Origin of the sequence: Paenibacillus sp. FSL R10-2771 (assembly GCF_038000205.1) — a bacterium.
GTDB lineage: Bacteria > Bacillota > Bacilli > Paenibacillales > Paenibacillaceae > Paenibacillus_AQ > Paenibacillus_AQ phytohabitans.
In genome coordinates, this window is record NZ_JBBOBM010000001.1 from 7,644,348 (window position 1) to 7,667,990 (window position 23,643).

Annotated in this window: 24 protein-coding genes; 15 read left to right on the top strand and 9 right to left on the bottom strand. The window is 53.1% G+C overall.

Features of this window, described 5'->3' with window-relative positions:
• Window positions 1-33: 33 nt before the first annotated feature.
• On the top strand, window positions 34-255 hold the full coding sequence (locus NSU14_RS33260) for a hypothetical protein (protein ID WP_042140469.1): 222 nt from the start codon (window positions 34-36) through the stop codon (window positions 253-255).
• An 82-nt stretch (window positions 256-337) separates the two neighbouring features.
• On the opposite strand, the gene NSU14_RS33265 is transcribed toward NSU14_RS33260, so the two are convergent.
• Window positions 338-1,603 carry a sensor histidine kinase gene (locus NSU14_RS33265; RefSeq protein WP_076243653.1) on the bottom strand — a complete coding sequence of 422 codons (1,266 nt, stop codon included), beginning with the start codon at window positions 1,601-1,603 and terminating at the stop codon, window positions 338-340.
• Window positions 1,603-2,280 carry a response regulator transcription factor gene (locus NSU14_RS33270; protein WP_336102748.1) on the bottom strand — a complete coding sequence of 226 codons (678 nt, stop codon included), beginning with the start codon at window positions 2,278-2,280 and terminating at the stop codon, window positions 1,603-1,605. The genes NSU14_RS33265 and NSU14_RS33270 overlap by 1 nt, the downstream gene beginning before the upstream one ends.
• Window positions 2,281-2,613: 333 nt before the next feature.
• Between NSU14_RS33270 and NSU14_RS33275 the strand changes: the two genes are divergently transcribed.
• From NSU14_RS33275 to NSU14_RS33285, 3 genes are read left to right on the top strand one after another with little or no spacing between them, the layout of a single operon-like run.
• The gene (locus tag NSU14_RS33275) at window positions 2,614-3,357 is read left to right on the top strand and encodes a polyphosphate polymerase domain-containing protein (RefSeq protein ID WP_042140466.1); all 744 of its coding nucleotides are present in this window, start codon (window positions 2,614-2,616) and stop codon (window positions 3,355-3,357) included.
• A complete protein-coding gene (locus tag NSU14_RS33280; protein WP_042140465.1) occupies window positions 3,350-4,033 on the top strand; it encodes a DUF4956 domain-containing protein in 684 nt (227 codons plus the stop codon). Before NSU14_RS33275 ends, NSU14_RS33280 begins: the two co-directional genes overlap by 8 nt.
• Before the next feature lie 27 nt (window positions 4,034-4,060).
• The gene (locus NSU14_RS33285; RefSeq protein ID WP_340948618.1) at window positions 4,061-6,439 is read left to right on the top strand and encodes a carbohydrate-binding domain-containing protein; all 2,379 of its coding nucleotides are present in this window, start codon (window positions 4,061-4,063) and stop codon (window positions 6,437-6,439) included.
• A gap of 100 nt (window positions 6,440-6,539) precedes the next feature.
• Here NSU14_RS33285 and NSU14_RS33290 read toward each other — a convergent pair whose 3' ends face one another.
• Window positions 6,540-7,454, bottom strand: coding sequence for a phosphatidate cytidylyltransferase (locus NSU14_RS33290; RefSeq protein WP_042140464.1), 915 nt, complete (start codon window positions 7,452-7,454; stop codon window positions 6,540-6,542).
• 391 nt (window positions 7,455-7,845) lie between these two features.
• On the opposite strand from NSU14_RS33290, the gene NSU14_RS33295 reads away from it, so the two are divergent.
• The 3 genes from NSU14_RS33295 (at window position 7,846) to NSU14_RS33305 (ending at window position 10,104) form a co-directional block, all read left to right on the top strand.
• The gene (locus NSU14_RS33295; protein WP_039295040.1) at window positions 7,846-8,391 is read left to right on the top strand and encodes a hypothetical protein; all 546 of its coding nucleotides are present in this window, start codon (window positions 7,846-7,848) and stop codon (window positions 8,389-8,391) included.
• A gap of 110 nt (window positions 8,392-8,501) precedes the next feature.
• Window positions 8,502-8,978: a DinB family protein gene (locus NSU14_RS33300; RefSeq protein ID WP_340948619.1), complete on the top strand. Its 477-nt coding sequence runs from the start codon at window positions 8,502-8,504 to the stop codon at window positions 8,976-8,978.
• Between the two features lie 244 nt (window positions 8,979-9,222).
• A complete protein-coding gene (locus tag NSU14_RS33305) occupies window positions 9,223-10,104 on the top strand; it encodes a phosphotransferase family protein (RefSeq protein WP_340948620.1) in 882 nt (293 codons plus the stop codon).
• A gap of 12 nt (window positions 10,105-10,116) precedes the next feature.
• Here NSU14_RS33305 and NSU14_RS33310 read toward each other — a convergent pair whose 3' ends face one another.
• The 3 genes from NSU14_RS33310 to NSU14_RS33320 form a co-directional block, all read right to left on the bottom strand.
• Complete coding sequence (locus NSU14_RS33310; RefSeq protein WP_336102741.1) at window positions 10,117-11,004, bottom strand: diacylglycerol/lipid kinase family protein; 888 nt, start codon at window positions 11,002-11,004, stop codon at window positions 10,117-10,119.
• A 144-nt stretch (window positions 11,005-11,148) separates the two neighbouring features.
• Window positions 11,149-12,108: a catalase family peroxidase gene (locus tag NSU14_RS33315; protein WP_340948621.1), complete on the bottom strand. Its 960-nt coding sequence runs from the start codon at window positions 12,106-12,108 to the stop codon at window positions 11,149-11,151.
• Window positions 12,109-12,188: 80 nt separating this feature from the next.
• Window positions 12,189-12,644 carry a GNAT family N-acetyltransferase gene (locus tag NSU14_RS33320; RefSeq protein ID WP_340948622.1) on the bottom strand — a complete coding sequence of 152 codons (456 nt, stop codon included), beginning with the start codon at window positions 12,642-12,644 and terminating at the stop codon, window positions 12,189-12,191.
• Window positions 12,645-12,810: 166 nt separating this feature from the next.
• Here NSU14_RS33320 and NSU14_RS33325 point away from each other — a divergent pair, with 166 nt between their 5' ends.
• Window positions 12,811-13,152, top strand: coding sequence for a zinc ribbon domain-containing protein YjdM (locus NSU14_RS33325; protein ID WP_042140457.1), 342 nt, complete (start codon window positions 12,811-12,813; stop codon window positions 13,150-13,152).
• 274 nt (window positions 13,153-13,426) lie between these two features.
• On the opposite strand, the gene NSU14_RS33330 is transcribed toward NSU14_RS33325, so the two are convergent.
• Entirely contained in the window at window positions 13,427-14,461 is a 1,035-nt protein-coding gene (locus NSU14_RS33330) for a C40 family peptidase (RefSeq protein WP_340948624.1), read from the bottom strand.
• A gap of 175 nt (window positions 14,462-14,636) precedes the next feature.
• Here NSU14_RS33330 and NSU14_RS33335 point away from each other — a divergent pair, with 175 nt between their 5' ends.
• From NSU14_RS33335 to NSU14_RS33350, 4 genes are all read left to right on the top strand, one after another.
• On the top strand, window positions 14,637-15,323 hold the full coding sequence (locus NSU14_RS33335; RefSeq protein WP_340948625.1) for a TetR/AcrR family transcriptional regulator: 687 nt from the start codon (window positions 14,637-14,639) through the stop codon (window positions 15,321-15,323).
• A gap of 68 nt (window positions 15,324-15,391) precedes the next feature.
• Window positions 15,392-16,318: an ABC transporter ATP-binding protein gene (locus tag NSU14_RS33340; RefSeq protein ID WP_340948626.1), complete on the top strand. Its 927-nt coding sequence runs from the start codon at window positions 15,392-15,394 to the stop codon at window positions 16,316-16,318.
• A complete protein-coding gene (locus tag NSU14_RS33345; protein WP_340948627.1) occupies window positions 16,315-17,064 on the top strand; it encodes an ABC transporter permease in 750 nt (249 codons plus the stop codon). Before NSU14_RS33340 ends, NSU14_RS33345 begins: the two co-directional genes overlap by 4 nt.
• A 53-nt stretch (window positions 17,065-17,117) precedes the next feature.
• The gene (locus NSU14_RS33350; protein WP_340948629.1) at window positions 17,118-18,536 is read left to right on the top strand and encodes a DHA2 family efflux MFS transporter permease subunit; all 1,419 of its coding nucleotides are present in this window, start codon (window positions 17,118-17,120) and stop codon (window positions 18,534-18,536) included.
• 33 nt (window positions 18,537-18,569) lie between these two features.
• Here NSU14_RS33350 and NSU14_RS33355 read toward each other — a convergent pair whose 3' ends face one another.
• Window positions 18,570-18,998 (bottom strand): MarR family winged helix-turn-helix transcriptional regulator, encoded by a 429-nt coding sequence (locus tag NSU14_RS33355; RefSeq protein ID WP_042140450.1) that lies wholly within the window; start codon window positions 18,996-18,998, stop codon window positions 18,570-18,572.
• A 119-nt stretch (window positions 18,999-19,117) separates the two neighbouring features.
• On the opposite strand from NSU14_RS33355, the gene NSU14_RS33360 reads away from it, so the two are divergent.
• Window positions 19,118-19,702, top strand: coding sequence for an NAD(P)H-dependent oxidoreductase (locus NSU14_RS33360; RefSeq protein WP_076243645.1), 585 nt, complete (start codon window positions 19,118-19,120; stop codon window positions 19,700-19,702).
• Here NSU14_RS33360 and nudC read toward each other — a convergent pair.
• The gene (gene nudC / locus NSU14_RS33365; protein ID WP_340948630.1) at window positions 19,686-20,588 is read right to left on the bottom strand and encodes an NAD(+) diphosphatase; all 903 of its coding nucleotides are present in this window, start codon (window positions 20,586-20,588) and stop codon (window positions 19,686-19,688) included. The two genes, NSU14_RS33360 and nudC, sit on opposite strands and share 17 nt — an antisense overlap.
• Window positions 20,589-20,817: 229 nt before the next feature.
• Here nudC and NSU14_RS33370 point away from each other — a divergent pair, with 229 nt between their 5' ends.
• A complete protein-coding gene (locus NSU14_RS33370; protein ID WP_340948631.1) occupies window positions 20,818-21,672 on the top strand; it encodes an SDR family oxidoreductase in 855 nt (284 codons plus the stop codon).
• Window positions 21,673-21,826: 154 nt separating this feature from the next.
• Window positions 21,827-23,440, top strand: coding sequence for a copper amine oxidase N-terminal domain-containing protein (locus tag NSU14_RS33375; protein WP_340948633.1), 1,614 nt, complete (start codon window positions 21,827-21,829; stop codon window positions 23,438-23,440).
• Window positions 23,441-23,643 lie beyond the last annotated feature (203 nt).

Below are 23,643 nucleotides of genomic sequence, written 5' to 3' on the forward strand. Positions count from 1 at the left end.
GCGTTCATCATCTTACCGCAGGGGGTGAAGGATATGATAGAAATAAACTCGGCAGAAGACATTATGATCCAGCTGTCTGGCATGGACCAAGTGAATTCTGAAGCCCGGATCTACGTTCCCGGATTAGGTGAATTCACGATTGTATTGCAGAAGAAAGAGGAACGCATGGCTGAAGATCCGGGCCGCAGCAGCGGGGCTGAAGCAGATGAACGTATAATGCCGGCAGCGGGATTAACAAGGAACCCTTATCTTTAGAGATAATCAGTAAATGAGCCTCTTCCGGTAAGGGGGAGGCTCATTTACTGGGAATATAAGATGGGTATGCTTGTCGCAACCCTCAAGGCAGCTGCACATAGAACGTCGTTGACTCTCCTATCACACTCTTCGCGTAAATCTTCCCTTTGTGCTGATCGACGATCGACCTCGCGATAGCCAGACCCAGGCCGTAGCCGCCCTGCTTGCGGGCTCTGGAAGTGTCCGTCCGGTAAAAGCGGTCAAAGATCCGCGTCAGATGCTCGGCAGCGATGCCTTCCCCGGTATTCGAGACGGAGAGGAGGACATCGTTATTTTGCTTTTTGAGTAAGATGGTTACAGCGCCCTTAGGATTCGTATATTTCACTGCGTTGTCCAGCAGAATCATCACCACTTGCTTAATCTGTTCGCTGTTCCCCAGTACGGTAAGCTCCGGTTCGATGTTGTAGTCGAAGGAGATATTCTTCTCGAAGATAACAGCCTCCATGGTCAGAATAATATTCTCTACCGCATCGCTCATATTGAACTTGCTGTGGATCATGCCTGTCCGGGAATCATCCATCTCTGTCAGGTACAGCAGGTCGTTGGTCAGCCGGGTCATGCGCTCGGTTTCCGACTTGATATACTGCAGCCACTTCGCCTGATTGCGGATCGTATCGTCGCTGTTCGAGAGCAGCACATCCGCGTTGGTGTTGATGATCGTCAGCGGCGTCTTCAGCTCATGCGAGGCATCGGCGATGAACTGCTTTTGCTTGTCGAAGGCCTCCCGGACCGGCGCGATCGAGCGGTTCGCGAAGAACCGGCTGGTGAAATAGAGAATGATCAGCATCAGCAGGCCGACAGCTGTGAAGGTGTAAATCAGGTTGGTCAGGATCTTCTGCTGGGAAGAGATGTCCATGAAGACGATCTGCTCCTTATCCCCCGTATGCTTAACCATGAAGATCCAGCGGCTGCCGTCCAGCGTGAAGCGGCCGATGTCCTTGCCTGAGCTTAGGGCTTCCTTAAGTGCAGCGGTATAGAAGTCATCATCCATCGTGAATTTGGAGTCCTTGCTGATCAGCGTGCCGCTTGCATCGGTCTGTATGGTGAACGAGACGGAACGGTCAGGCTGGTAAGCATCAATTGGCCCTTTATCCATGGGCATGCCGCCGTCTGCTGCACCGCGGGGCCCTCCTTGTGCGCCGCCGGGTCCCTTCTGCTCATTGTCCGCAATCCGGTGCAGCGCCATATTAATATCGCTCTGCACATTGACGTACATGATGATATAGATCGTGGCGAAGGCGAGCAGCATCATGATGGAGATGGTAGCGAGATTGACAATCAGGAACCGGTTTCTGAGTTTATTGAACATTAAGTATTCACCTCTAATACATAACCCACGCCTCTAATCGTGCTGATGCGTACCTCTGAATTCAGGAAGGTAAGCTTTTTGCGCAAAAAAGAGATGTAGACCTCCACGTTATTATGCTCCGCTTCGGAATCGAAGCCCCACAGCTTCTCAATGATCTGCTCCTTCGAGGTTACGGCCTGCTTCCTTAAGATCAGCAGCTCCAGCAGCTCGGTTTCCTTAAGGTTGAGCTTGATTTCCTTGCCCTTCACGGTCAGCTTCGGATTCGCTGTGTTCAGTTCAATATCTCCGAACTTCAGGCCATCCTCAGGAATCACTTCCCCTTTGCGCCGCAGGGCGGCCCGGATTCTGGCTAGCAGCTCCTCCGAGGAGAACGGCTTGGCGATATAATCGTCCGCTCCGTGATCGAGTCCCGTCACCATATCGGTAATCTCGCCTTTGGCGGTCAGCATGATCACCGGTGTGGAGATTCCGTCCTTCCGCAGCTCCTTCAGCACGCTGATTCCATCCATCTCCGGCATCATAATGTCGAGCAGCAGCAGGTCATAGATCCCGCTCTGCGCATAATCGAGACCTGATCTGCCGTCATGGACGGCGTCCACCGAGTAATTGTGCTTCTTCAATATTTGGGTCAAGGCTTCCGCCAGATGAATCTCGTCTTCTACAATTAATATTCTCATGGGATGAATCATCCTCTTCATAAGTAATGTACTTGCTGCTGAAGTCATTATAGCAAGATTACCTTTAATCAACCTTAACTGTACTGCTGTTCAGGTGCTGCCGGAGGTATTCAGGGCGAAATCATCGGATGAAATTCCAATCGTTCCAGGGCACTTATATAGAAGATACATCCGGAAGTGTTATCCCTGTGTTAAAAAGTCAGCGCAGTGTAAAACCATTTAAGATTCATTAAAGGTTCGGGGGCTAAGATACATTCATAAGCAAGCGAGGCACACACGAAAGTGCAGATAAAGGCAGTCTCCATTACACAACCCGAAAGGATCTGAACCCATATGGCGATCGAAGTGTTCAACCGTTACGAGAACAAATATCTGCTTGGCACTGAATCCTACATGAAGCTCTATAACGAACTGCTCGAATACATGGAACCCGATGAGTACAACAAACAGCATGAGTACTACTCCATCACCAATCTATATTATGACACACCCCATGATTCCCTGATCCGCAGCAGCCTGGCCAAGCCGAAATATAAGGAGAAGCTTCGCATCAGAGCATATGGCATTCCTACCGGCGAGACCAAGGTCTATCTGGAAATTAAGAAAAAGGTGTTCGGCCTGGTGAACAAGAGAAGAACCCCGCTCAAGCTGAATGAAGCCTATGAGTTTGTCGCCAGCGGGATCGAGCCTGAATTCAAGAGCTACATGAACAAGCAGGTGATTGAAGAAATCAAGTACATGCTGACCCGCTATGACCTGCAGCCGAAGCTGTACCTGTCCTATGACCGCAAGGCGATGTTCTGCAAAAACAACCGCGACCTGCGCATCACCTTCGATACGAACATCCGCTGCCGGCGGTACGATCTGAAGATGGAGCACGGCGTATACGGCGAAGAGCTGCTGGAGCCGGGCCAATGGCTGATGGAAGTGAAGGCCGAGAAGACGATTCCGGTCTGGCTGGCCAAAATGCTCTCGGAGCACCAGATGTACCGCACCAGCTTCTCCAAATACGGCAACGAATATAAAAAAATGCTGAAGAACAGCAAAGCAGAAAGAGAGAGTGCCCTATATGCTTGATTCGATTTTTTCCGCAGCCCTGACCACTACGGAGCTAACCTTCACTAATGCAATTCTAACCATATTGATCTCGATTGTACTTGGCGGACTTATCAGCTTCACCTACATGAAGACGAACCCTGCCGGATATTCGCAGAGCTTCACGCTTACGATGGTCCTGCTGCCGGTCATTGTGGCCATCATCATTCTGCTCATCGGCAGCAACGTGGCCCGGGCCTTCAGCCTTGCCGGCGCCTTCTCTATCATCCGGTTCAGAAGCGCACCCGGCGATCCGAAGGATATCACCTTCGTCCTGTTCACTATGGCCTCCGGCCTGGCCTGCGGGGTTGGATCATTCGGATATGCGGTACTCTTCACCATTATTCTCTGTATCCTGATGGTCGTGCTGAACCGCACAGGCTTTGGCCTCAGAAAGTCGATGCAAAAGACACTGAAAGTGACCATTCCCGAGAATCTGGGGTATGAGGAAGCTTTCGCGGAAGTCTTCAACAAGTTTGGTGTGGCTTACGAGCTTAAGAAAATCAGAACCACCGAACTAGGCAGCCTGTATGAACTGGTCTATGCCGTAACGATTGATGAGCACACCAGCCAGAAGGAACTGCTAGATGCTATCCGCACACGCAACGGTAACCTTGACCTCTCACTGACCATGGCTCCTGTCATGAATGACTATTAATGCTGGACTAGAAGGGAACGATGACAGATGAAGAACTTAATCTTAGGCAGTAAAATAGGACTGGTACTGTTATGCGCCGCAGTCATGTCGGCTTGCAGCACAAACGCCGATACGCAAAATACTGCAAGTAACAACGCAGGTACTGCAGTAACGGCTGAGCAGAGCAGTACGTCTGCCGCAGTGCAGCTGGCAAGTGTGAAGCTGACGGATCTGGTAGCTTTTGATGAAGACGATGCTGAGACGGCCTGGACGGAGGCGGATTCGACCGCGGTTACACTGGCCGGAACGAGCGCTGCTGTCGACGGCGCCGGTGCCACAGCTGCAGGCGGAACAGTAACGATTACGGAAGCAGGGACTTATGTACTCAGCGGCACGCTCAGTGACGGACAGATTATTGTAGACGAGCAGGCGAAGGGAACCGTACGGCTGATAATGAACGGTGCACAGCTGACGGAGAGCGACAGTGCACCCATCTATATTAAGGAAGCGGGTAAAGTAGTGATTACCCTGCAGGAAGGCACAGAGAATAGCGTGACTGACGGAGCGGCTTATGTGTTCGCAGATGCGGCTACCGATGAACCAGGCGCGGCCATCTTCAGTAAAGCTGATCTGACCATTAACGGTACCGGCAAGCTGACGGTAACCGGTAATTACAACGATGGTATTTCAAGCAAAGACGATCTGAAGATCATGTCCGGCACGATTGAAGTGAAGGCAGCAGATGATGGCATCGTCGGCAAAGACCTGATCGCCGTACAAGACGGTACGATTACGATCAACGCAGAGGGCGATGGCATTAAATCGACCAACGACGAAGAAGCGGACAAAGGCTTCATCGCGATTGCAGCAGGAACCTTTGATATTACCGCAGGCAATGACGGCATTCAGGCCGAGACGGCGGCTGTAATTGACGGCGGAACCTACACCCTGGTAACCGGCGGCGGCAGTGTAAATGCGGAAGTGAAGGCTGGTGAAGGCGGAATGGGCATGGGCGGCGGTGGCTTCGGCGGCCAACGTCCGGGAGCAGAGACTTCCGGGGATCAGGCAGCAGCAGGAGGAACTCCGCCTGCGATGGATGCAGCGGCAACAACAGACCAGGCTGCAGCTGCCAGCACCGGTGCCGCTACCACCACGGAGACTGAATCGACCAGCGCCAAGGGGCTGAAAGCAGGCGGGGACCTCACCGTGAACGGAGGAAGCTTCAAGATTGATTCCGCAGATGATGCGGTGCACAGCAACAGCAATGTCTCCATCACGGACGGACAATTCGAAATTGCCGCAGGCGATGACGGAATCCATGCGGATTCCCTGACCTCCCTGTCCGGCGGAACGATCAACATTACGAAGAGCTATGAAGGGATTGAAGGAGGAAATATTACCGTATCCGGCGGTGAGATTCATGTAGTCGCGACGGATGACGGCGTGAATGTGGCCGGCGGCAACGATGATAATGCGGCTGCTGGGGGAACCCAGGCACAAGATCAATTCACTGCCGGCACCGGAAGCAACCTGCTGACCATCAGCGGCGGGACCCTGACCGTGGATGCAGCAGGCGACGGCCTGGATTCCAACGGGTCAATCACGATGACCGGCGGAACCGCAATTGTGAATGGACCTGAGAACTCGGGCAACGGCGCACTGGATTATGACGGAACCTTCAACATGACGGGCGGATATCTGGTGGCAGCAGGCGCTTCCGGTATGGCACAGGCTCCTGGTGAAGAATCCAGCCAGTATTCGGTAGGCATGACCTTCTCGGAAACCCAGCAAGCGGGTACAATGGTTCACCTGGAAGACGCTGACGGAACTACCATCCTGACCTTTACTCCATCGAAGAGCTTCCAGACGGTAGTTGTGAGCTCCCCTGAGCTGAAAGAAGGCTCATACACTGTCTATACCGGAGGCAGCTCTACCGGAACAGCCGTAGACGGATTGTATACGGATGGCGAGTACAGCGGAGGCAACGAATTCGTGACCTTTGATATCACCGGCAGTGTAACCTGGGTCAATGAATCCGGTATAACCACTGCCCCAAGCGGCATGGGCGGCCCTGGCGGCGGAGGCGGATTCGGTGGTGGAGGCGGCAGAGGCAACGGTCAAGGCGGCACACCGCCAGCTGACGCCGGCACGACCAAGCCAGCAGACGCAGGGACAACGAAACCAGCGGATGCAGGCACCACCAAGCCAGCGGATGCAGGGACTACCAAGCCAGCGGATGCAGGCACCATGAAGCCAGCGGATGCAGGAACTACCAAGCCAGCTGACGCAGGGACTACCAAGTCAGCGGATGCAGGCACCACAGCTCCTGCGGATGCAGGCACCACGAAGCCAGTAGACGCAGGAACTACTAAACCAGCGGATGCAGGCACCACAGCTCCTGCAGATGCAGCGGCCAGCACTAAATAAGCAGGCTGAGCATTTGTAGCCTGACAGCACAACAGAGACTATCCATTAGCGGATAGTCTCTGTTTCTGTGTTCCCGGGCGGCAGCAGGCCTGCCGGACGGCTACATGAAGTCGAAGAAGTAACGGATCACATGGAAGAATACTGGAGCGGTATAGGTAAGACTGTCGATGCGGCTGAGGTAGCTTTTCTTCAGCGCAGCGAATTTATCATCATCGCCGATCAGCAGATCGCGCTTGAGCACAGATACGGTCAGGCTGCCGAAGAAGCCGCTGAGGCTGATCAGCATGCCGGAGAGATACCCGAAGGCCGGGTTCAGCGGTGTGAGGTGCGGATAGATCAGATAGGAGACCGCTGTAGTCACAACGAACGCGCAGGCGAATCCTTCCCAGGTCAGGTAGGGGTTGGAGGTAGGGACGATTTTGTGTTTGCCGAAATAGATCGACGCCAGATAGTGAACGGCATCATTCAGCTGGGTCAGCACGACCAGAAACAGGACAAGACCGGCCCCATACTCCGGCGACGCAAACTGGAAGTAGGCCAGATGGCTTAGCCCGAAGACCATGAGCATCAGTCCCCACTGGGTAGCGCTGACACTGCGCAGGAAGCCGAGCGTTCCTTTGTTAATCAGCCGCGGAAGCGGCAGCAGCAGGAACACATAGACCGGAATGAAGACGATGAACATCCCGTACCACTCGATATAGACCCAGTAGAATTGCAGCGGAATAGACAGGTACGCCCAGAGGAACAGCCTGCGGTCCGCTTTTCTTGTCCGGATCATGGAGAAATATTCTTTGAGCGCGAAGAAGGCCAGTACCATCAGGGACAGCAGGGAAACGACGGAATTGGACAGGGTAGCCAGGCAGAAGATGAACAGCATGCCCCACCAGGTTTTGATCCGGAAGCCGATTCCGGTATAGTCCTTGTCCTTCTGCAGTCTGCTGACAGCAAGATACAATAAGTGTATAACCGATAAAGCTGCGAAAATAAGTACGAGCGTAAATAACGAGCGGTTCATCAGCAATCACCAACTTATCTATGGGTGGAATTTCAATAAAGGAATTTTATGTTAGAATAAACAGAGTGTCCAGCTTATTTTGAAGCTTACACTTGATCTGATTCGTTTCCGGCAGTCTGTAGCCTTCTTAGTAGGCACTGCAGGCATGAATGTTGTACGTTCTACAACTCAGAATCATTAATAGCCGGGTGTACGGGAGAATTGTTGTATGAAATACAAGAATAAGTCCCGCTAAGCCGCTTGGAAGAGGCGAAATGCTGCCTTTTGTACAACAATTTTGAATTTGAGCCGATTTAATGAGGGAAATGTTGTATTATGTGCAGGATTCTGGCGAGTTACCGGATCACTGCCACATAAGGCCTATATACCAGACTATAAGGGGAAAATTGTAATGTCAGCTGATTCTTCGGTCTATATTCTGCTCACCAATACAGGTACGCTTTTTACGAAGCTGATCCAGGGCTACACCAAGGCTCCGTATAATCATGCCTCCATCTCGTTTAACCGGGAGCTGTCAGAGCTGTACAGCTTCGGGCGGAAGCATCCGGCCAATCCGCTGAACGGCGGGTTCGTGAAGGAGGATATCCGTACAGGTACATACAGCAAGTATCCGGGTACAACATGCGTCATCTACAGGCTTCAGGTTACAGACCGTGAGGTGGAGAAAATGAAGCGGGTTCTGCATGTCTTCATCCGCAGCCGCCAGAAGTATCTCTATAATATTCTCGGCGTCATCGGCATAGCGCTGAAGGAGCCGGTTGAATTCAGCAACTCCTACTTCTGCTCGCAGTTTGTTGCCGAGATTCTGGAGCGCTCAGGGATTAAGCTGTGGAATAAGCTGCCTGCACTCGTGACCCCGGATGATTTCCGGCAGAGCGACCGGCTGGAGCTGGTTTATTACGGTAAGTTAAGCGATTATCATCCTTCTGGGATGTAGAGAAAGTCCTCGTTCCCGTTAAGGGAAGAGGACTTTAATTATAGTTGAACCCTGCCTGGCTTAGGATGTCCGGTTTGTGGTATTTTCAGTAAGAAAAGGAGAGTGGAAGTATGGTTCATGCCAAGGATGTGCTTGCCAATCAATTATTGGCGAATGCCAATGACCCCAGCTGGCATCTTCCGTTCATTCAGGCGGTAGAGGCGGTTACAGAGGAAGAAGCTTTCTGGAAGCCCGGAGCGGGCTTGAACAGTATTGCTGAGCTTACCGGGCATTTGCTGTACTGGAATGAGACCTGGCAGAGCAGGTACCGGGCGGGGCGGGTGGATGCTGTCCCTCCGGTTGGTGATAACAACCGCAGCTTTGTGGTTCCGGAGGGTACTGCATTCAGCGAGCTGCGGGGAAGCCTGCTGCAGGTCTTGCTGCAATGGCAGACCCTGTTGTCCGAAGAGGGACTGGAGGAACAGGTGAAAGGATTCCCTGAACCGGCTGCCTGGTGGGAAATCATCAGCAATGCGGCTACGCATAATGCCTACCATATCGGCCAAATGGTTGTGTTACACAAGCTATACATCACGCTTCGGCAGTAACCTATCTGCGTAAATACTGCCGGAACGATAAGAAGCATCCCGAACAGACCCGTAAAGTTACTTGCGGGTCTGTTTATGCTGCAAAGATAAGAATGTATATGTTGCACACAATTTCCCCTGAAGCTTGATACCTGAAGTTGACCGCCGGGCTGCTTGTGCAGAAAGCCTTAATCTGTAATAAACTGGAGCATGTGATATTCTTGGATTATTGTCTACTGAAGGAAAAAGAGAGGGATTTCATATCATGAATGCTAATATCATCAGAGCGCTGGAAATAAGATATGCCTGCCGGTTGGAGCGGCTTACAGGAGGGTATACAAATTTCGCCTATCTGATGGCGGGGGCGGAGCCTCCGCTTGTAGCCAAAGTAACGAATCTGTCCAACGAAGACACGCTCAATGAGATCCAGGCAATGAAGCTGGTGCAGGGAAGCTGTGATACACCCGCCATACATGAGGTGTCAGAGATGGACGGGATGCGGATACTCGTGATGGACTGCATGCCGGGCGTAAGTGCACAATCCGTCCTTGATGCAGGAGACTGGGCAAGAGCGGAACAAATATACAGCAGAATGGGCCAGCTGCTGGCTTCCCAGATTCATTCGCAGCCGTATCAACTGCTGGAGCAAGGTCTGCGCCTCAGCAACAGGTCCGCACTTAGTCAGATGATTAAGAGGTTAGAATTCGTATCGAGTCCCCTGAGCAGGGATTCGCTCCAGCTCCTGTCGGCTGCCGATGCCCAGGACCAGCCTTGGGTTCTGACGCATGGGGATTACGGGGTACATAATATACTTTGTGAACCGGAAGGTACACTTCATGTGCTGGACTGGGAATGGGCAGAATGGGGCGGTCCGCTTAATGACGTGGCCTGGGTCTGCTGGTTCACGAAGCTGCATTACCCCGGGCAAGCCCAGAAGCTGAATGCAGCCTTCATCCGGGGCTACCTGTCCGGGAATCCGCTGTCGTTCACACCGCAGCAGTTGAAGGCATCCAGCCTATATAAAGTATGGAATGTGCTGCACCGGCTGCGGATTGCTCCCAAAGAGGTGCAGCGTGAGTGGGTTCGGCGTCTGGAGTGGACGCTGAATGAGGATTTCAGCGATCTGCACGGGAGTAGCCATTCGTAACCGGTTGGCCAGTCACTGCTCCGGAACAATAACCCGGATGTGACGCGGAATCGTGCTTAGCCGGATTGGGAGCGGCGGGCCTTCTTCACCATCGACATTGGTCTTCACCGGCTCTGGAGAGTGCACCGCGACTTCTCTGGCCGTGAAGTAGATAACATCTTTATGATTTCTCAGGTTGCCGAGCAGCAAAGAGATGCTGACTGTAACGGTGTTCAGCAGATTAAGATCCTTGACGATGAAGCAGTGAAGCAGCCCGTCATCTACAGCAGCACCGGGCGCAAGCTTCTCGAAGCCGCCTACTGAATTCGTAAGCGCCGCGATAAACAGCGGCGAAGAGCCTTCCCAGATCTCCCCGTCATGCGTAATGGTCAGAGCGTGTGCGCTGTTGCTGGCCAGCTCCTTAATGCCTTCTTTCAGATAAGCCAGGAAACCCAGCCGGGTTTTGTCTTCGGTGGTAACAGAAGAGAGTGAGCCGGCCAGTGAGCCCGCAGCAACCACATTTACGAACAGCCGGTCGTTCAGCCGGCCCATGTCGACTCTTTGCGTACGGGAGGAAGAGAGCGTCCGGATGGCATCCGCAGGACTTAGCGGAATCTGCAGGGCACGGGCGAAGTCATTCACCGTTCCCATGGGCACAATCCCCAGCGTAGGGCGGTGCTCCTGATCGGCAAGCCCGTTCATGGTCTCGTGAAGGGTGCCGTCTCCGCCGATGGCCACCACCAGATCATAGCCCCCGCTGCATGCCTGCACGCAGAACGCAGTGGCATCCCCCTCCCCGGCGGTTTCATGGATGGTAACCTGATATCCTGTGCTTTGCAGAATCTCTTCCGCACTGCGGATATAGTCCCGCGCGTCTGCTTTGCCGGACGCGGGGTTGATGATAATCATAGCCTGCTGCATACTGCACTCCTCTCTGTGTGTCTGGATTATTATCCATTACCCAACCAGGCCTAGCGATTGAATCAAAAGCGCCAAAGGGCAGCAAAAAGTCCCTTTGGCGCTTAATTTGTATCCGGGCATCCTCCGCCGCAGCTCCGGCCGGGATTACCTTCCTTCACTTCGTCTATGATGAGAATCGGCATAGGCTGCGCTGCGGAAGTTAAGTATCGGATCGTCCGACAGCTGTATCCCGGACGTGATTGCGGTGGGGTCCATTACCAGCCCCTCCGGTTCCGGAATGATCTCCGAGATATGCAGCCGGCCGAGATCGATTCTCCGGCGGTCCTCAGGCCAGGCACGGGTAGGGTCATCCGTCGGGTCCCCTTCTTCACCGAGAACAGCTACAAGCTGGAAGATGGCCGACTCATCCTTGAAGCGAAGCTCAAGTTCATCCTCCAGATAATGCTCCGGCTGCTGCGCCGCATCCTCAGCTGATAATGTACGCACTCCCGTCTCGGGAATCCACTCGAACCGCACGGGCTGCTGCCTTCCCTCTGCATTCACCAAATAATAAGCATGAATGCAGTAATAATGGCTCTCTGCGTAGCTGGCAGGCGGCTTCAGCCGTTTCACGGCCAGCAGACTCGTCTTGCTCTCGCTGAAGTGGACCGTGATCTCCTTGATCAGCTCCAGCGTCCCGAGTGTGCCAGCCTGTGCGCGGTGGGCCGTACGGACAATATCTATGAATGACTCAGGGGTGCGGGCAAAAAAGACAGGTATCGTCACTCCGACCAGATTGGTAATCCCTCCATCCGGCAGGCTAAACTGGACCGCCATTCCTTTGGCGGGCGAGAGAAGGTCCGCCAGCGCCGGATCGGTGGAGCTGCCCGAGAAACGGACCACTGCGTCCACCTGCTGCTCCTGTAGGTGTGCAGCGGTGGTGAATTCCATGCCCAGGCCGCTTGGCCGGAAGAAAGCACGGCAGCAGATTCCCTTGGCATGCGCGCGGCGGTATCCGGGATGAACCCCGGACAGATCCTCGATCGCGTCTACGGCCTCAGCGGCCAGGCTGGAATATTCCTCCCCGCTTGCGGGAAGATGGCTGATCCGATCAGATGTATTCATGCCCTACTCACTCCTCGTAAGATCATTTGTACCCGGACAAGCTGCATCAGTTGGATCATAGTTATTACCACACCGGCTTTTTACTTAAACTGCTTCTCGTAGACATCCACTTCATTATTGTGGTTATCCATGGCACTTCTGATCCGGACATAGCCGTTCGCAGTCCAGAATGCTTCCCCGGCCTTATTCTCCAGCTGAACCGCCAGCCTGACCGCAGGTAAGCCCTGCTGCTTAAATATCTGCTCCAGCTTATGAACCGCAGTCTTCCCGATACCCTGCCGGCTATACTGCTGGTGAATAACCAGAAGCCCGATCCATGGATGATGATCCTGTCCGTAATCGGGAAGGTAGGTAATTAGCCCGGCGTAACCGCTATGGGCCTTGATGTACAGCATCTTTTCTCCCATTTCGAGGTTCTTCCTGTTGTCTTCGCGGATCTCCAGCGGATCGAGGTACGCTTTATGCTCCACCATAAGGTTGAAGGCAGGCTGGGAATTAAGGATTGAGGCTTGAATCTGAAGGCTTTCCGGAGACAAGGGGTCGGAAACTTCTTCTAATTGGATGATGATAACCACCAGCTTTCTATTAGATGAATATCTAATTAGATGATAATATAATTGTCGCTGGCTAGCAAGCTATATGCTAAAATTAAGCAGGATTATCCCAAAAAAAGTGCTTAAGCAGAAATGGAGAAAAGAAATAATGAATGAATTACCAAACTGCCCGCAGTGCAGTTCCGTGTACACCTATGAGGACGGAGCGCTTCTGGTATGCCCGGAATGCGGACATGAGTGGTCTTTGAACACAGAGAATGCAAGCAACGTGGACCAGAAGGTGGTTAAGGATTCGAACGGCAATGTTCTGGCTGACGGGGACACCGTAACGGTGATTAAGGACCTCAAGGTAAAAGGCAGCTCATCCGTTCTGAAGATAGGCACTAAGGTGAAGAACATCCGGCTGGTGGAAGGCGACCATGATATCGACTGCAAAATCGACGGGTTTGGTGCGATGAAGCTGAAGTCGGAGTTTGTCCGCAAAGCATAAAACAGAAGAACCGGTATCTGAACCCCAGCGGGCAGCAGATTCCGGTCCTTTTATTTCTTGCTGATAATCGATTATCGCCCCGCATTTCTTCCATTACCATTGCTGTTTCCGCTCCGGGCAGCCCTGCGGCGGTTGGAATAGAGGGCATATCTGAATAAAACAGTCATGAGCAGGAAGAACAGCAGGTGATAATTCAGGCTTTTCTCCGACCGTGTCACGCATTGCATGGATTCCAGCGCCCTGCCTTGGTAGAGGAGTAAGAATGTACTTGATGTTATAAAATTCTGCGTGCGGTAACGAAACGTTTCTTCCACTGGCTGCCGAACGCCTCGATATGTACACCGAGGTCTTTGGAATAGGTATGCAGCATCTGATTATTTCCGGCATAGATAGCCACATGTCCAATATCAAGCCCGCGGGCGCTGAAGAACAGCAGATCTCCCGTGCGCAGCTCGTCCACTCCAACCTCAGTGCCTTCCAGCGCCTGATCATAAGACACCCGGGGAAGCTCAACCGACAGCGTGTCCGCAAATACCCGTTTCACAAAAGACGAGCAGTCGAACGTGTCGGTCTGATCGGGCGAAGCCCCGAATACATAAGGTGCATTCAGATATTTCTTCCCGTAGGCAATCAGTGCGTCCCCTTGCTTCTGCAGCAGAGAGGCACTTCTGTAATCCGTATATTTCGGCTTGGAGGACAGATATCCGGTCACATGATCTTCCGTCCGCACCTCCAGCCAGAGGGCATTCACTTCGCGGATGACCTTGATTTTGCTGCCTGCGGGTAGCAGGGCAAGCGTGTTGGCTTCACTGTCTGAGTCCGGGGAGCTGCGCAGATTAACCCCCCATGTAATCGAGGTGTTATAGGCTGCGGCTGAGGAGATTAAGACGGAACCTGTGGATGCTTCCCAGGTGACGGTGCTGCCCAAGGCCTCACTGACGAAGCGCAGAGGAATCATGCTGTAGCCCTGCGACAGCTGCCCCGGTACGCTCAGGGTGAACGGTTGCCCGTTCAGCCGGGCAGTGGCTGAACCAAGGGTGTAGGTCAGGGTAGTGCCGCCTTTGGTGGCCGTCACGGTCTTGCTGGTATTATTCCAGGAGAGCCCGGCGCCCTGGGCTTCAAACAGGTTACGCATGGGTACGAGCACAGTACCGCTGATATTCAGCGGCCGGGCTTCGGGCTGAAGCTGCTGCCCGTCCAGATAGATGGAGATAGGCTTAATCGTAGTGGCTGCTTCTGCATGGACAGAGGCTGGAGCTAACAGGGTCAGCCCGAGCAGGGAGAGCAGCGCAGTTCTTCTTGTTGTCATGGATTCATCACCTTATGGATAGATTTAACTCTATACATTGGACGTTGCCGGGAAGAAATGGTTCTGTGCCAATTGTTGGAAGGGGAGGCCGACCCAAGAGGAATGGGCCAGGCCTAATTGAGCTGCACTTGACTTCTGCAGGAATTCATCATAAAATCTAACCAGTTAGTTATAAATGGAGGTGGCAAGTATAGCATCAGCAGAAAGTAAACGAAGCCCCAAAATTTACGATGCTGCCCGAACCAGAGGGATTATTCTTGATGCTGCCGAGAATATCTTTGCCGAACTTGGCTATTCAGCGGCAAGGATTGATGTCATTGCGAAGGCGTCCGGGTACAATAAAAGTCTGATTTATCAGTATTTTGGCGACAAACTGGGTCTATATACAGAAGTGGTCAAACGCGCGGACCAGATTGGCGAACAGATTACAGGCACGTTCGTTAGCGGATTATTGAAGAATGAGAAGCTTGCATCGGACCCTGAGGCGTTCAGGAGCTTCCTGGAATCTATGACCCGGGAGACGGTGTCCTTCCTCCTGGAGCACCGGAGTTACCTGAGAATTCTATTCTGGGAGGCCGCTGAAGACTGGAAGACCTGGAATCAGATCACCTATCGTCCGGACGATGCTACACAAATGCATGAATTGGCCTTAGCTGCACAGAAGAACGGAATCCTCCGCCAGGATCTGGACCCGGCATTGTTTCCGATTATGATTATGAATGTGACTACAGCTACCCTGCAGTCGTCTTCACGGTTTGAACATTTGCTAGGGACACTCGATTCCCCGCAGATGAGAGAAGAGACCACCCGGCAGATCGTGCAATTTATTATCCATGGCGTTATGGAGCCGTCTTTGCTGTAAGAGGCGGCTGTTCTTTTGGACAAAATATAAACAACTAGTTAGTTTTAAAGAAAGGCAGGAGTGATGTTATGACCGCAATGATTCAGACGGAACGATTAACGAAGCATTTTGGCAGCAATCATGCTGTGAATGGACTGTCGCTGGAGGTGAACCAGGGCGAAATCTACGGCTTCCTGGGACTGAACGGTGCCGGCAAAACAACAACCATCCGCATGCTGCTGGGCATGATCCGCCCTGATTCGGGGTCCTCCTATGTATTCGGACAGCGGGTGGATGCGGGCAGCCATAAGCTGTGGGCAAATGTAGGGTACATGGTCGAGACGCCCTACTCCTACCCTGAGCTGACCGTCCGCGAGAATCTGGAGATTATCCGCAGGCTGCGGAGTATTTCTGACCGCAAGGCCATTGACAGCATCATCGATAAGCTTCAGCTTACCGCTTACCGGGACCGCAAGGCAGGGACGCTCTCCCTCGGCAACGGGCAGAGGCTGGGTCTCGCCAAGGCCATGCTGCATCATCCGCAGGTGCTGATACTGGATGAGCCGACGAACGGGCTTGATCCGGCCGGGATTGTAGAGGTGCGGGAGCTGCTCCGGGAGCTTGCACTTCAGCACGGCGTAACGATTTTTATCTCCAGCCATATTCTCGGTGAGGTCTCCAGGCTGACGACGCGGATTGGCATCGTGCATCAGGGCCGGCTGCTGCAGGAGGCGGATGTGAAGGAGCTGCAGCATCTGCTCCGCAAGCGCCTGCTTGTGCAGACCCGGGACACGGCCAGTGCCCGGAAGAGGCTGATTCAGGCCGGATATGCTGTGCAGGAAGCCGGAGAGGGAACGCTGCTGCTTGCCGATGAACGTGCTATCGCGAACCCGGACCATATCTCCAAGCTGCTTGTGTATGCGGATATGCCGCCCACGCTGATTCAGGTGGAGGAAGAGGATTTGGAGGCTTATTTTCTAAGAATGATTGAGGCTGAAGGAGGAAAGAAAGGATGAATCAATGGATATCAGCCTTGGGGGTAGAGGTGCTGAAGCTTCGCCGTTCCAGGCTGTTCTGGATCTCGCTTGCCGCCAGTATGATGGTGCCGGTCATGATCGGGCTGGTCTTCTCGGGAACGATTGGCTCCCAGAGCAGCTTCGAGGGTGAGATCAATATGGCGGGACTCCTGAAGGAGCTGGGTATTGTGATCTCTATGGGGGGCCTCATCGGATTCGGATTTGTGTTCAGCTGGATCTTCGGCCGGGAATATTCCGACCGCACGCTCAAGGATCTGCTGGCCCTGCCGCTGTCCAGATACGGGGTGGCCGCCGCCAAGCTGCTTGTTGCCGCTGTCCTCAGCATGGGGCTGGCGCTAATGGTGTTCATCGTCGGCTGCCTAACAGCAAGGACTGTCGGCTTGGATGGATGGAGCCTGGAGGTCATTCTTCATGGCTTCGGACGTTACGCGGAGGTCAGTCTCATGGTGATCTGCCTGAGCATACCTGTGGCGTGGATGGCTTGTATCGGCCGTGGTTATATGACTCCGCTAGGTGTGGTTCTGCTGACCATTGTAGTGGCCCAGTTCGGCGGGGCGCTCGGCATTGTGGAATATATTCCATGGGCCATTCCCGGATTGTTCAGCGGCGCTTCGGGGGAGGAGAGCTCCCATCTGGAGGCGATTAGCCGTATACTTCCGTATCTCACCGGCGGCATTGGCGTAATAGGTACTCTTGCCTGGTGGCGTTATGCCGACCAGACATAGATCAGGCGGACTTTTAGAAGGTTATCAATACGTATCAATGGAGGGGAATTAATATGGAGAAAATACCAAAGGGAACCGTACTAATCATGGCTATTCTAATTATCGGGACTATGCTCGGGCTGCTGAATCAATCTTCACTGAATACAGCACTGCCGAACATTATGGGCGATTTCCAGGTGTCCACGAGTACTGCCCAATGGCTGACAACGGCTTTTGCACTGGTTACAGGCATTGTGGTTCCAATTACGGCTTTTCTGATTCAGAGGTTTACAACCAAGCAGGTCTTCGTCTTTGCCATGGGTATGCTGACTGCGGGAACGCTCCTGTGTGCGGTCTCGCCGAATTTCGGACTGCTGCTCACCGGAAGAATCGTGCAGGCCGTCGGAGTGGGCATCATGCTTCCCCTGGTGCAGACGTTAACGTTCATCCTGATCCCGGTTGCCAAGCGGGGGTTCACGATGGGGATGATCGGGCTTGCAGTTAATTTCGCCCCGGCCATCGGACCTGTATTGAACGGGTGGCTGGTAGAGGATCATTCCTGGCGTTTGCTGTTCTATATTCTGGCTCCATACTCGCTGCTAATCACCGTCATTGGAGTCTTTCTCGTTAAGAATGTTACCCCGCAGGTGAAAAGCAAGGTGGATGCGTTATCCATGACGTTATCCTCGCTTGGCTTCGGCGGCGTATTATACGGATTCAGCGTCTCCGGCAGCAGAGGTTGGGGAAGCACGGAGGTGCTGATCTCCCTGGCGGCCGGGTTCATTGCGCTGGGCCTGTTCGTCTGGCGGCAATTGACCATGGAGAATCCTCTGCTGGAGCTGCGGGTATTCACCAGTCCTGCTTTTACTATGGCTACAGTGATCAGTATGATTCTGATGATTATCATGCTGAGTGCCCAGCTACTGCTGCCTATTTACATGCAGACCATGCTTGGTTATACCGCGCTCAAGTCAGGTCTCATGCTGCTTCCCGGTGCGATTCTCATCTGTATAATGTCGCCCATAGCGGGCAGGCTATTCGATAAAATTGGTGCCCGGACGATGGTTATCACCGGACTCGGCTTGACGGTCCTCTCTGCCTTGCTGTTCTCGAATCTGACAGAGCATACGACCTATACGTTCCTGATGGCCGGTTACTCTCTGCGGATGGTCGGCGTCAGCCTGACCTTGCTGCCGGTCATCACCAGCGGGATGAATTCCCTGCCGCCTGCCCTGATCCGGCATGGGATTCCTGTGAATACCACGCTGCGGACCGTCGCCGGTTCCATCGGAACAGCGCTGCTTGTCACCATAATGACCCATAGCGGTGGCGGCCAGAAACAAACGGGAGATGTCCACAGCTTAATTCACGGGATGAATGTGGCTTCTATGGTAACGACAGGAGCCGCAGTAGCTGCGCTGATCCTGGCTTTCTTCATCAAACGCAAGGAAGCCCCTGCCGAGATTCCGGCGAAGGGCGTTGCTGTGAAATAACCAATGGTGTAATAGGGATAGGATAGTCTAGGCTTAATAAAATACTTTCTGCTGCAAGAGATCGAGCGCCTGCTCGATCTCTTTGCGTTCTGCAGCCGTTATACCCGCAATACGCTGCTCGAACCGGACGGCGATCTGCTGAAAGGCTTCGTTCATCAGCGCTTCGCCTGCGGCAGAGAGCATAATACCCTGCTTGCGCCGGTCATCCGGGTCGGTGATCCGGGTACAGACGCCCTTTTGGCTGAGCTTTTTCACTTCACGGCTCGTATTGGGCATCGACATCTGCATACAGTCACTGACCTCGCTGAGTGTTACCGGCTGGCTGACGGCGATGTATTCGAGAATTTTATATTGCAGCGGCGTTAAGGCCTCTGATTTCACATCTTTGGTTATATCGTTTGTTATTTGATGGACGGCAGCACTGAAGGCTACGAATTTCTGGAACAGCTGGTTGTTGTCCATAAGATCACCTCAGAGGAAAACATACCAAATTAATTATCAAAAAACAATTATCATTTGACAACTAAATTAAAACTATGCTATGTTTTTGTTATCAAATGATAACTAAAGGGGATACACTGATGAACACACTCGTTATTTATACACATCCGAACCACCGCAGTCTCAGCTATGCCTTTCTGCAGGAAGTGCTGCGCGGCAGCAAGGAGAATACGAAGATTAACGAAGTCAAAGTGCTTGATTTGTATGAGGCCGGATTTGATCCGGTGCTGGTGTTTAATGAGAATAAGCGCAGACGCGATATGTACCGTGATCCGGAGCTTGAGGAATACAGGGAACAGCTGCTGTGGGCCGATCAGATTGTGCTGGTCTATCCGATCTGGTGGGGAAGACCGCCGGCGATGCTGATGGGGTACATTGACCGCATGTTCGCTTCAGGCTTCGCGTACCGCGATAAAGGAGGACTATTGCCGGAAGGGCTGCTCAAGGGGAAGCGCGTTATCTGCATCTCCAGCATGAAGGGGCCGGCCCATTATCCGCTGCTGTGGCTGAATAACTCCCACAAGGCGCTGATGCGCAAAGCCCTATTTAATTTTGTGGGCATCCGCAAGGTGAAGTTCTTCGAGTTCGGCAGCATGGAGAGTCCGAAGGGCAAGCAGAGCCGTAAGCTGGAGCAGATTTACCGCTATTTCAAGACGGTAGGCTGAATGGGGTCCCGTCTATAATTTCCTTGTCCGCAGCTGCACCTGACTCAGATTGCTGCTCTACGACCCAGTCGATGATTTTGCGGGCGATGCTGACCGGCGGCGGAATAACGGGTAATTGATCTGTAGGGAACCATGCGGCATGATCAAGCTCTTCGCCGTCGACCGTTATTTCCCCGCTCTCATACTCTGCAAGGAAGCCGACCATCAGGGAATTGGGAAAAGGCCACTGCTGGCTGCCGAAATAGGTTATATTCTTGACCTTCAGGCCGACCTCTTCCATAGTCTCACGCCGCACACAATCCTCCAGGGTCTCACCCGGCTCGACAAAGCCGGCAATCAGCCCGTACATCCCGTTCTGGAAATGCGGAGCATGGGCGAGCAGAAGCTGATTATCTTTCAGAATTGCTGTAATGACGGCAGGCGCAAGCTGCGGGTAACTAACCAGCCCGCACTGCGGGCAGATCCGGGACCGTTCCGTCAGAGAGTGGGCGGTCTCGGTTCCGCAACGGCCGCAGAACCGGTGATTGCCGTCCCAGACCAGCAGCTGGAGCGCTTTCCCGGCAAGATGGAACAGGTCTTCCTCCAGCACCTCATATAAGGAGCGCAGCGGACGGAAAGCGAGGCCCGGCGGCTCGGGAGCTTCCGCGCTTACCTCTGAGGCGTAGCAGGGGAGACCCGCGAAGGTGCCTAGGTAGAGTATGCGCAGCGGCGTAACCGCCAGCTCTTCAAGGGAGCGGGCCATAGGGATGCCAGGAGGGGAGGAAGGCTCCGTAACAAGCAGCTTGCCGGATTGGAAGATGAGCTGGCAGGCCTCGCCGGTGAATTCAGATTCCGGAGTCAATCCCGGAACATAACGTGTATAGATGCTTTCTCTCTGTTTCTCCATTATGCAGAACCTTTCTGAAAGGGAATTTGTCTATTAAGAATAGCATGATAAGGGAATGCTAACCATTCAGCGTTATGCGCATCCCATACCTGTCATCAGCTGATGAAACAATCCATTTGACATTCCGTCAACATGTAACTACAATGGTTACAGGAGAGCGAATCACCTATGTTTACGGGAAATAACAACTGCTATTCAAATAAAAGATACTCATAATGGAGGAATTGAAATGAAAATCGCATTAACAGGAGCAACGGGTCAATTTGGTTCCATCGCAGCAGAGACCTTACTCAAGACCGTACCGGCTGAGAATATTGTAGCCAGTGTCAGAAACCCGGAGAAGGCAGCTGAGCTGCAAGCACGCGGAGTCGATGTCCGTCATGGCGATTTTGATCTGCCGGAGACGCTGGATGCAGCCTTTGCCGGAGTAGAGCGTCTGCTGATTGTCTCGGCAGACGGTGACAATGATACACGTATCCGCCAGCATAAGGCCGCTGTGGATGCCGCTGTCCGTGCGGGTGTAGGCTTCATCGTCTATACCAGCGTAGGCGATGCCGATAACAGCTCCCTGTTCCTGGCACCGGTACACCGTGCTACCGAAGAGTTCATCCGTGAATCCGGCATTCCTTATGCCTTCCTGCGCAATAACTGGTATCTGGAGAATGAAGCCAGCTCCATTCAGGCCGTGAAAGCCGGCGCACCTTGGTTGACCTCCGCGGAAGACGGCAAGGTGGGCTGGGCCACACGCAGCGATTATGCCCAGGCGGCTGCTGCGGTTCTGGCCGGTGAAGGCCGTGAGAATGTCATTTACGAATTGTCCGGAAAGCCGCTCACCCAGGCTGAACTGGCAGCCGTGATTGGTGAGGTGCTCGGGCAAGAGGTTAACGTACAGCAAGTAGATGACGCTACTTATGCGAAGATCATGGCCGGTGCAGGCGTACCGGAAGCTGCGCTGCCGATTGTAGTTGCCATCCAAGGCGCGATCCGCGACGGTGCACTGAATATCGAGAGCGGTGACCTGGAGAAGCTGCTGAACCGTCCGCTTACACCGCTTAGTGAAGGTGTACGCCAGCTTTTGGCCTAATCTCCTATCCCGGCATAGCAGCCTATGATGCCTATTTTCAAAAAATTCCCCACTTGCTAAATTTAGCGTGTGGGGATTTTTTTTGATCTATGGGTGATCCATACCTGAACTGTCCGCGTAACACTCATAACACTAACCTAAGGAGTGAAGCGAGATGACAATGAAGAAATGGATCGTTCCCATGTTAAGCATGACCTTGCTGATGCCGGCAATGGCGGGTGCAGCGTCGCCGGCTGCTACAGCAGTGAAGGCATCGGTCAACACACCGGCAGCTGAACTGAGAGCCGGACTGGATTATTTGCTCTCCGAGCATTTCACCCTGGCGGTAACGGCCATGACCAAAGCCTATGACGGAACACCGGATGCGGCGGCCGCCTACAAGGCGCTTGATCAGAACGCACTCGATATGCAGCCGGCTATTGCTTCGCTGTATGGCGATGCAGGCGCAGCTGAATTCGAAAGAATCTTCCGCGCCCATAATCAGTACACAGAGGATCTTGTGAAGGCAACGAAGAACAAGGATACAGCCGCAATTCAAACGGCAGAAGATAAAGTAAGCGGCTTTGTAGACGAATTCGGCAATTTCCTCGGCACGGCGACAGAGGGCAAGCTTCCGGCAGCCGCAGCGAAGCAGGTCATCCGCAGTCACGAGGATCATGTCCAGGAGGTATTCGAGGATTATGCAGCGGGCGATTACCAGGGCGCCTATGAGGCCTACCGTAAAGGCTACGCTGAAATGTTCGGCATCAGTAAGGCATTGTCGAGCGCAATCGTTACCCAGATGCCTGCCAAATTCGAAAGCACCAAAGCCGATACCAAAGCAGCTGATCTGAGATCCGCACTCAATCAATTGGCTGGCGAGCATTTCGCCCTGTCAGTTCTGCAAATGCAGGAGCAATACGAGGGAAGGGCCGCTTCAGATGCGCTGATCCGCGCGGAAGCCATGAACACGGCTGACTTCAAAGCAGCCATTGCCTCCATCTATGGGGCAGAGGGTGCAGCGGCATTCGAGCAAATCTGGGTAACGAACCATGTCAACGCCCAAGCTGATTTTGTATCGGCAGTCAAAAATAAGGATGCAGCAGCCAAAGCCGCGGTAGAGACGCGTATCGCCGGATTCACTGCTGAATTCGCCGCGTTCCTTGATTCGGCAACCGCAGGCAACCTGCCTAAGGCTGCAGGCCAAGCCGCGCTGACAACCCATGAGAATCAGGTACAGCAGGTGCTTACGCAGTATGCGGCGGGCGACTACACCGCTTCTTACCAGACGAACCGCGAGGGCTACAAGACCATGTTCAGTGTCGGACAAGCGCTGGGCAATGCGATTGTAACGCAGTTTAACGACAAGTTTCAGGAAGCAGCTACACCCGCTACAACAGATCCTGCAGCAATGACCAAGGTCTGGATGAAGGTAGGCAGCGGCGTGCTGAACATTAACGGCACTGTAACGCAAATGGATACAGAGCCCTTCATCTGGAGCGGCATGACCTACATTCCGCTTCGTTACCTGAGCGAAGGCATCGGGGCTGAAGTGAAATGGGATAAAGGGGCGCAGCAGGTCACGATTAAGGCAGGCAGCGACACACTGGTATTCTGGATGAACAAGGACTTCATGGAGGTCAACGGGATGAGACAATCTGTTGGCGCCAAAGTATTTGTGAACGACGACAACAGAACAGTCGTACCTCTCCGCTTTATTACGGAGCTGCTTGGCTGGGATGTACAATGGGGTGGAGATAAATCCATCACGCTAACTAAAAGCATGTAGGGTGAGGCCATAAACCCTTCAGCCTAACCGTAGAATCCCCGCAAACGGAGCACTTGAACAGTGCCCGCTTGCGGTTTTTTTTCGTGCGAAATCCATTTTTTACATTGACAACCTGTCCAGGCAACTATATATTTATCGATAATGATTCTCATTATCGTATAAAGTTGCACAATGTTATTTGGGATGAGGGGTCACTCCGCCGT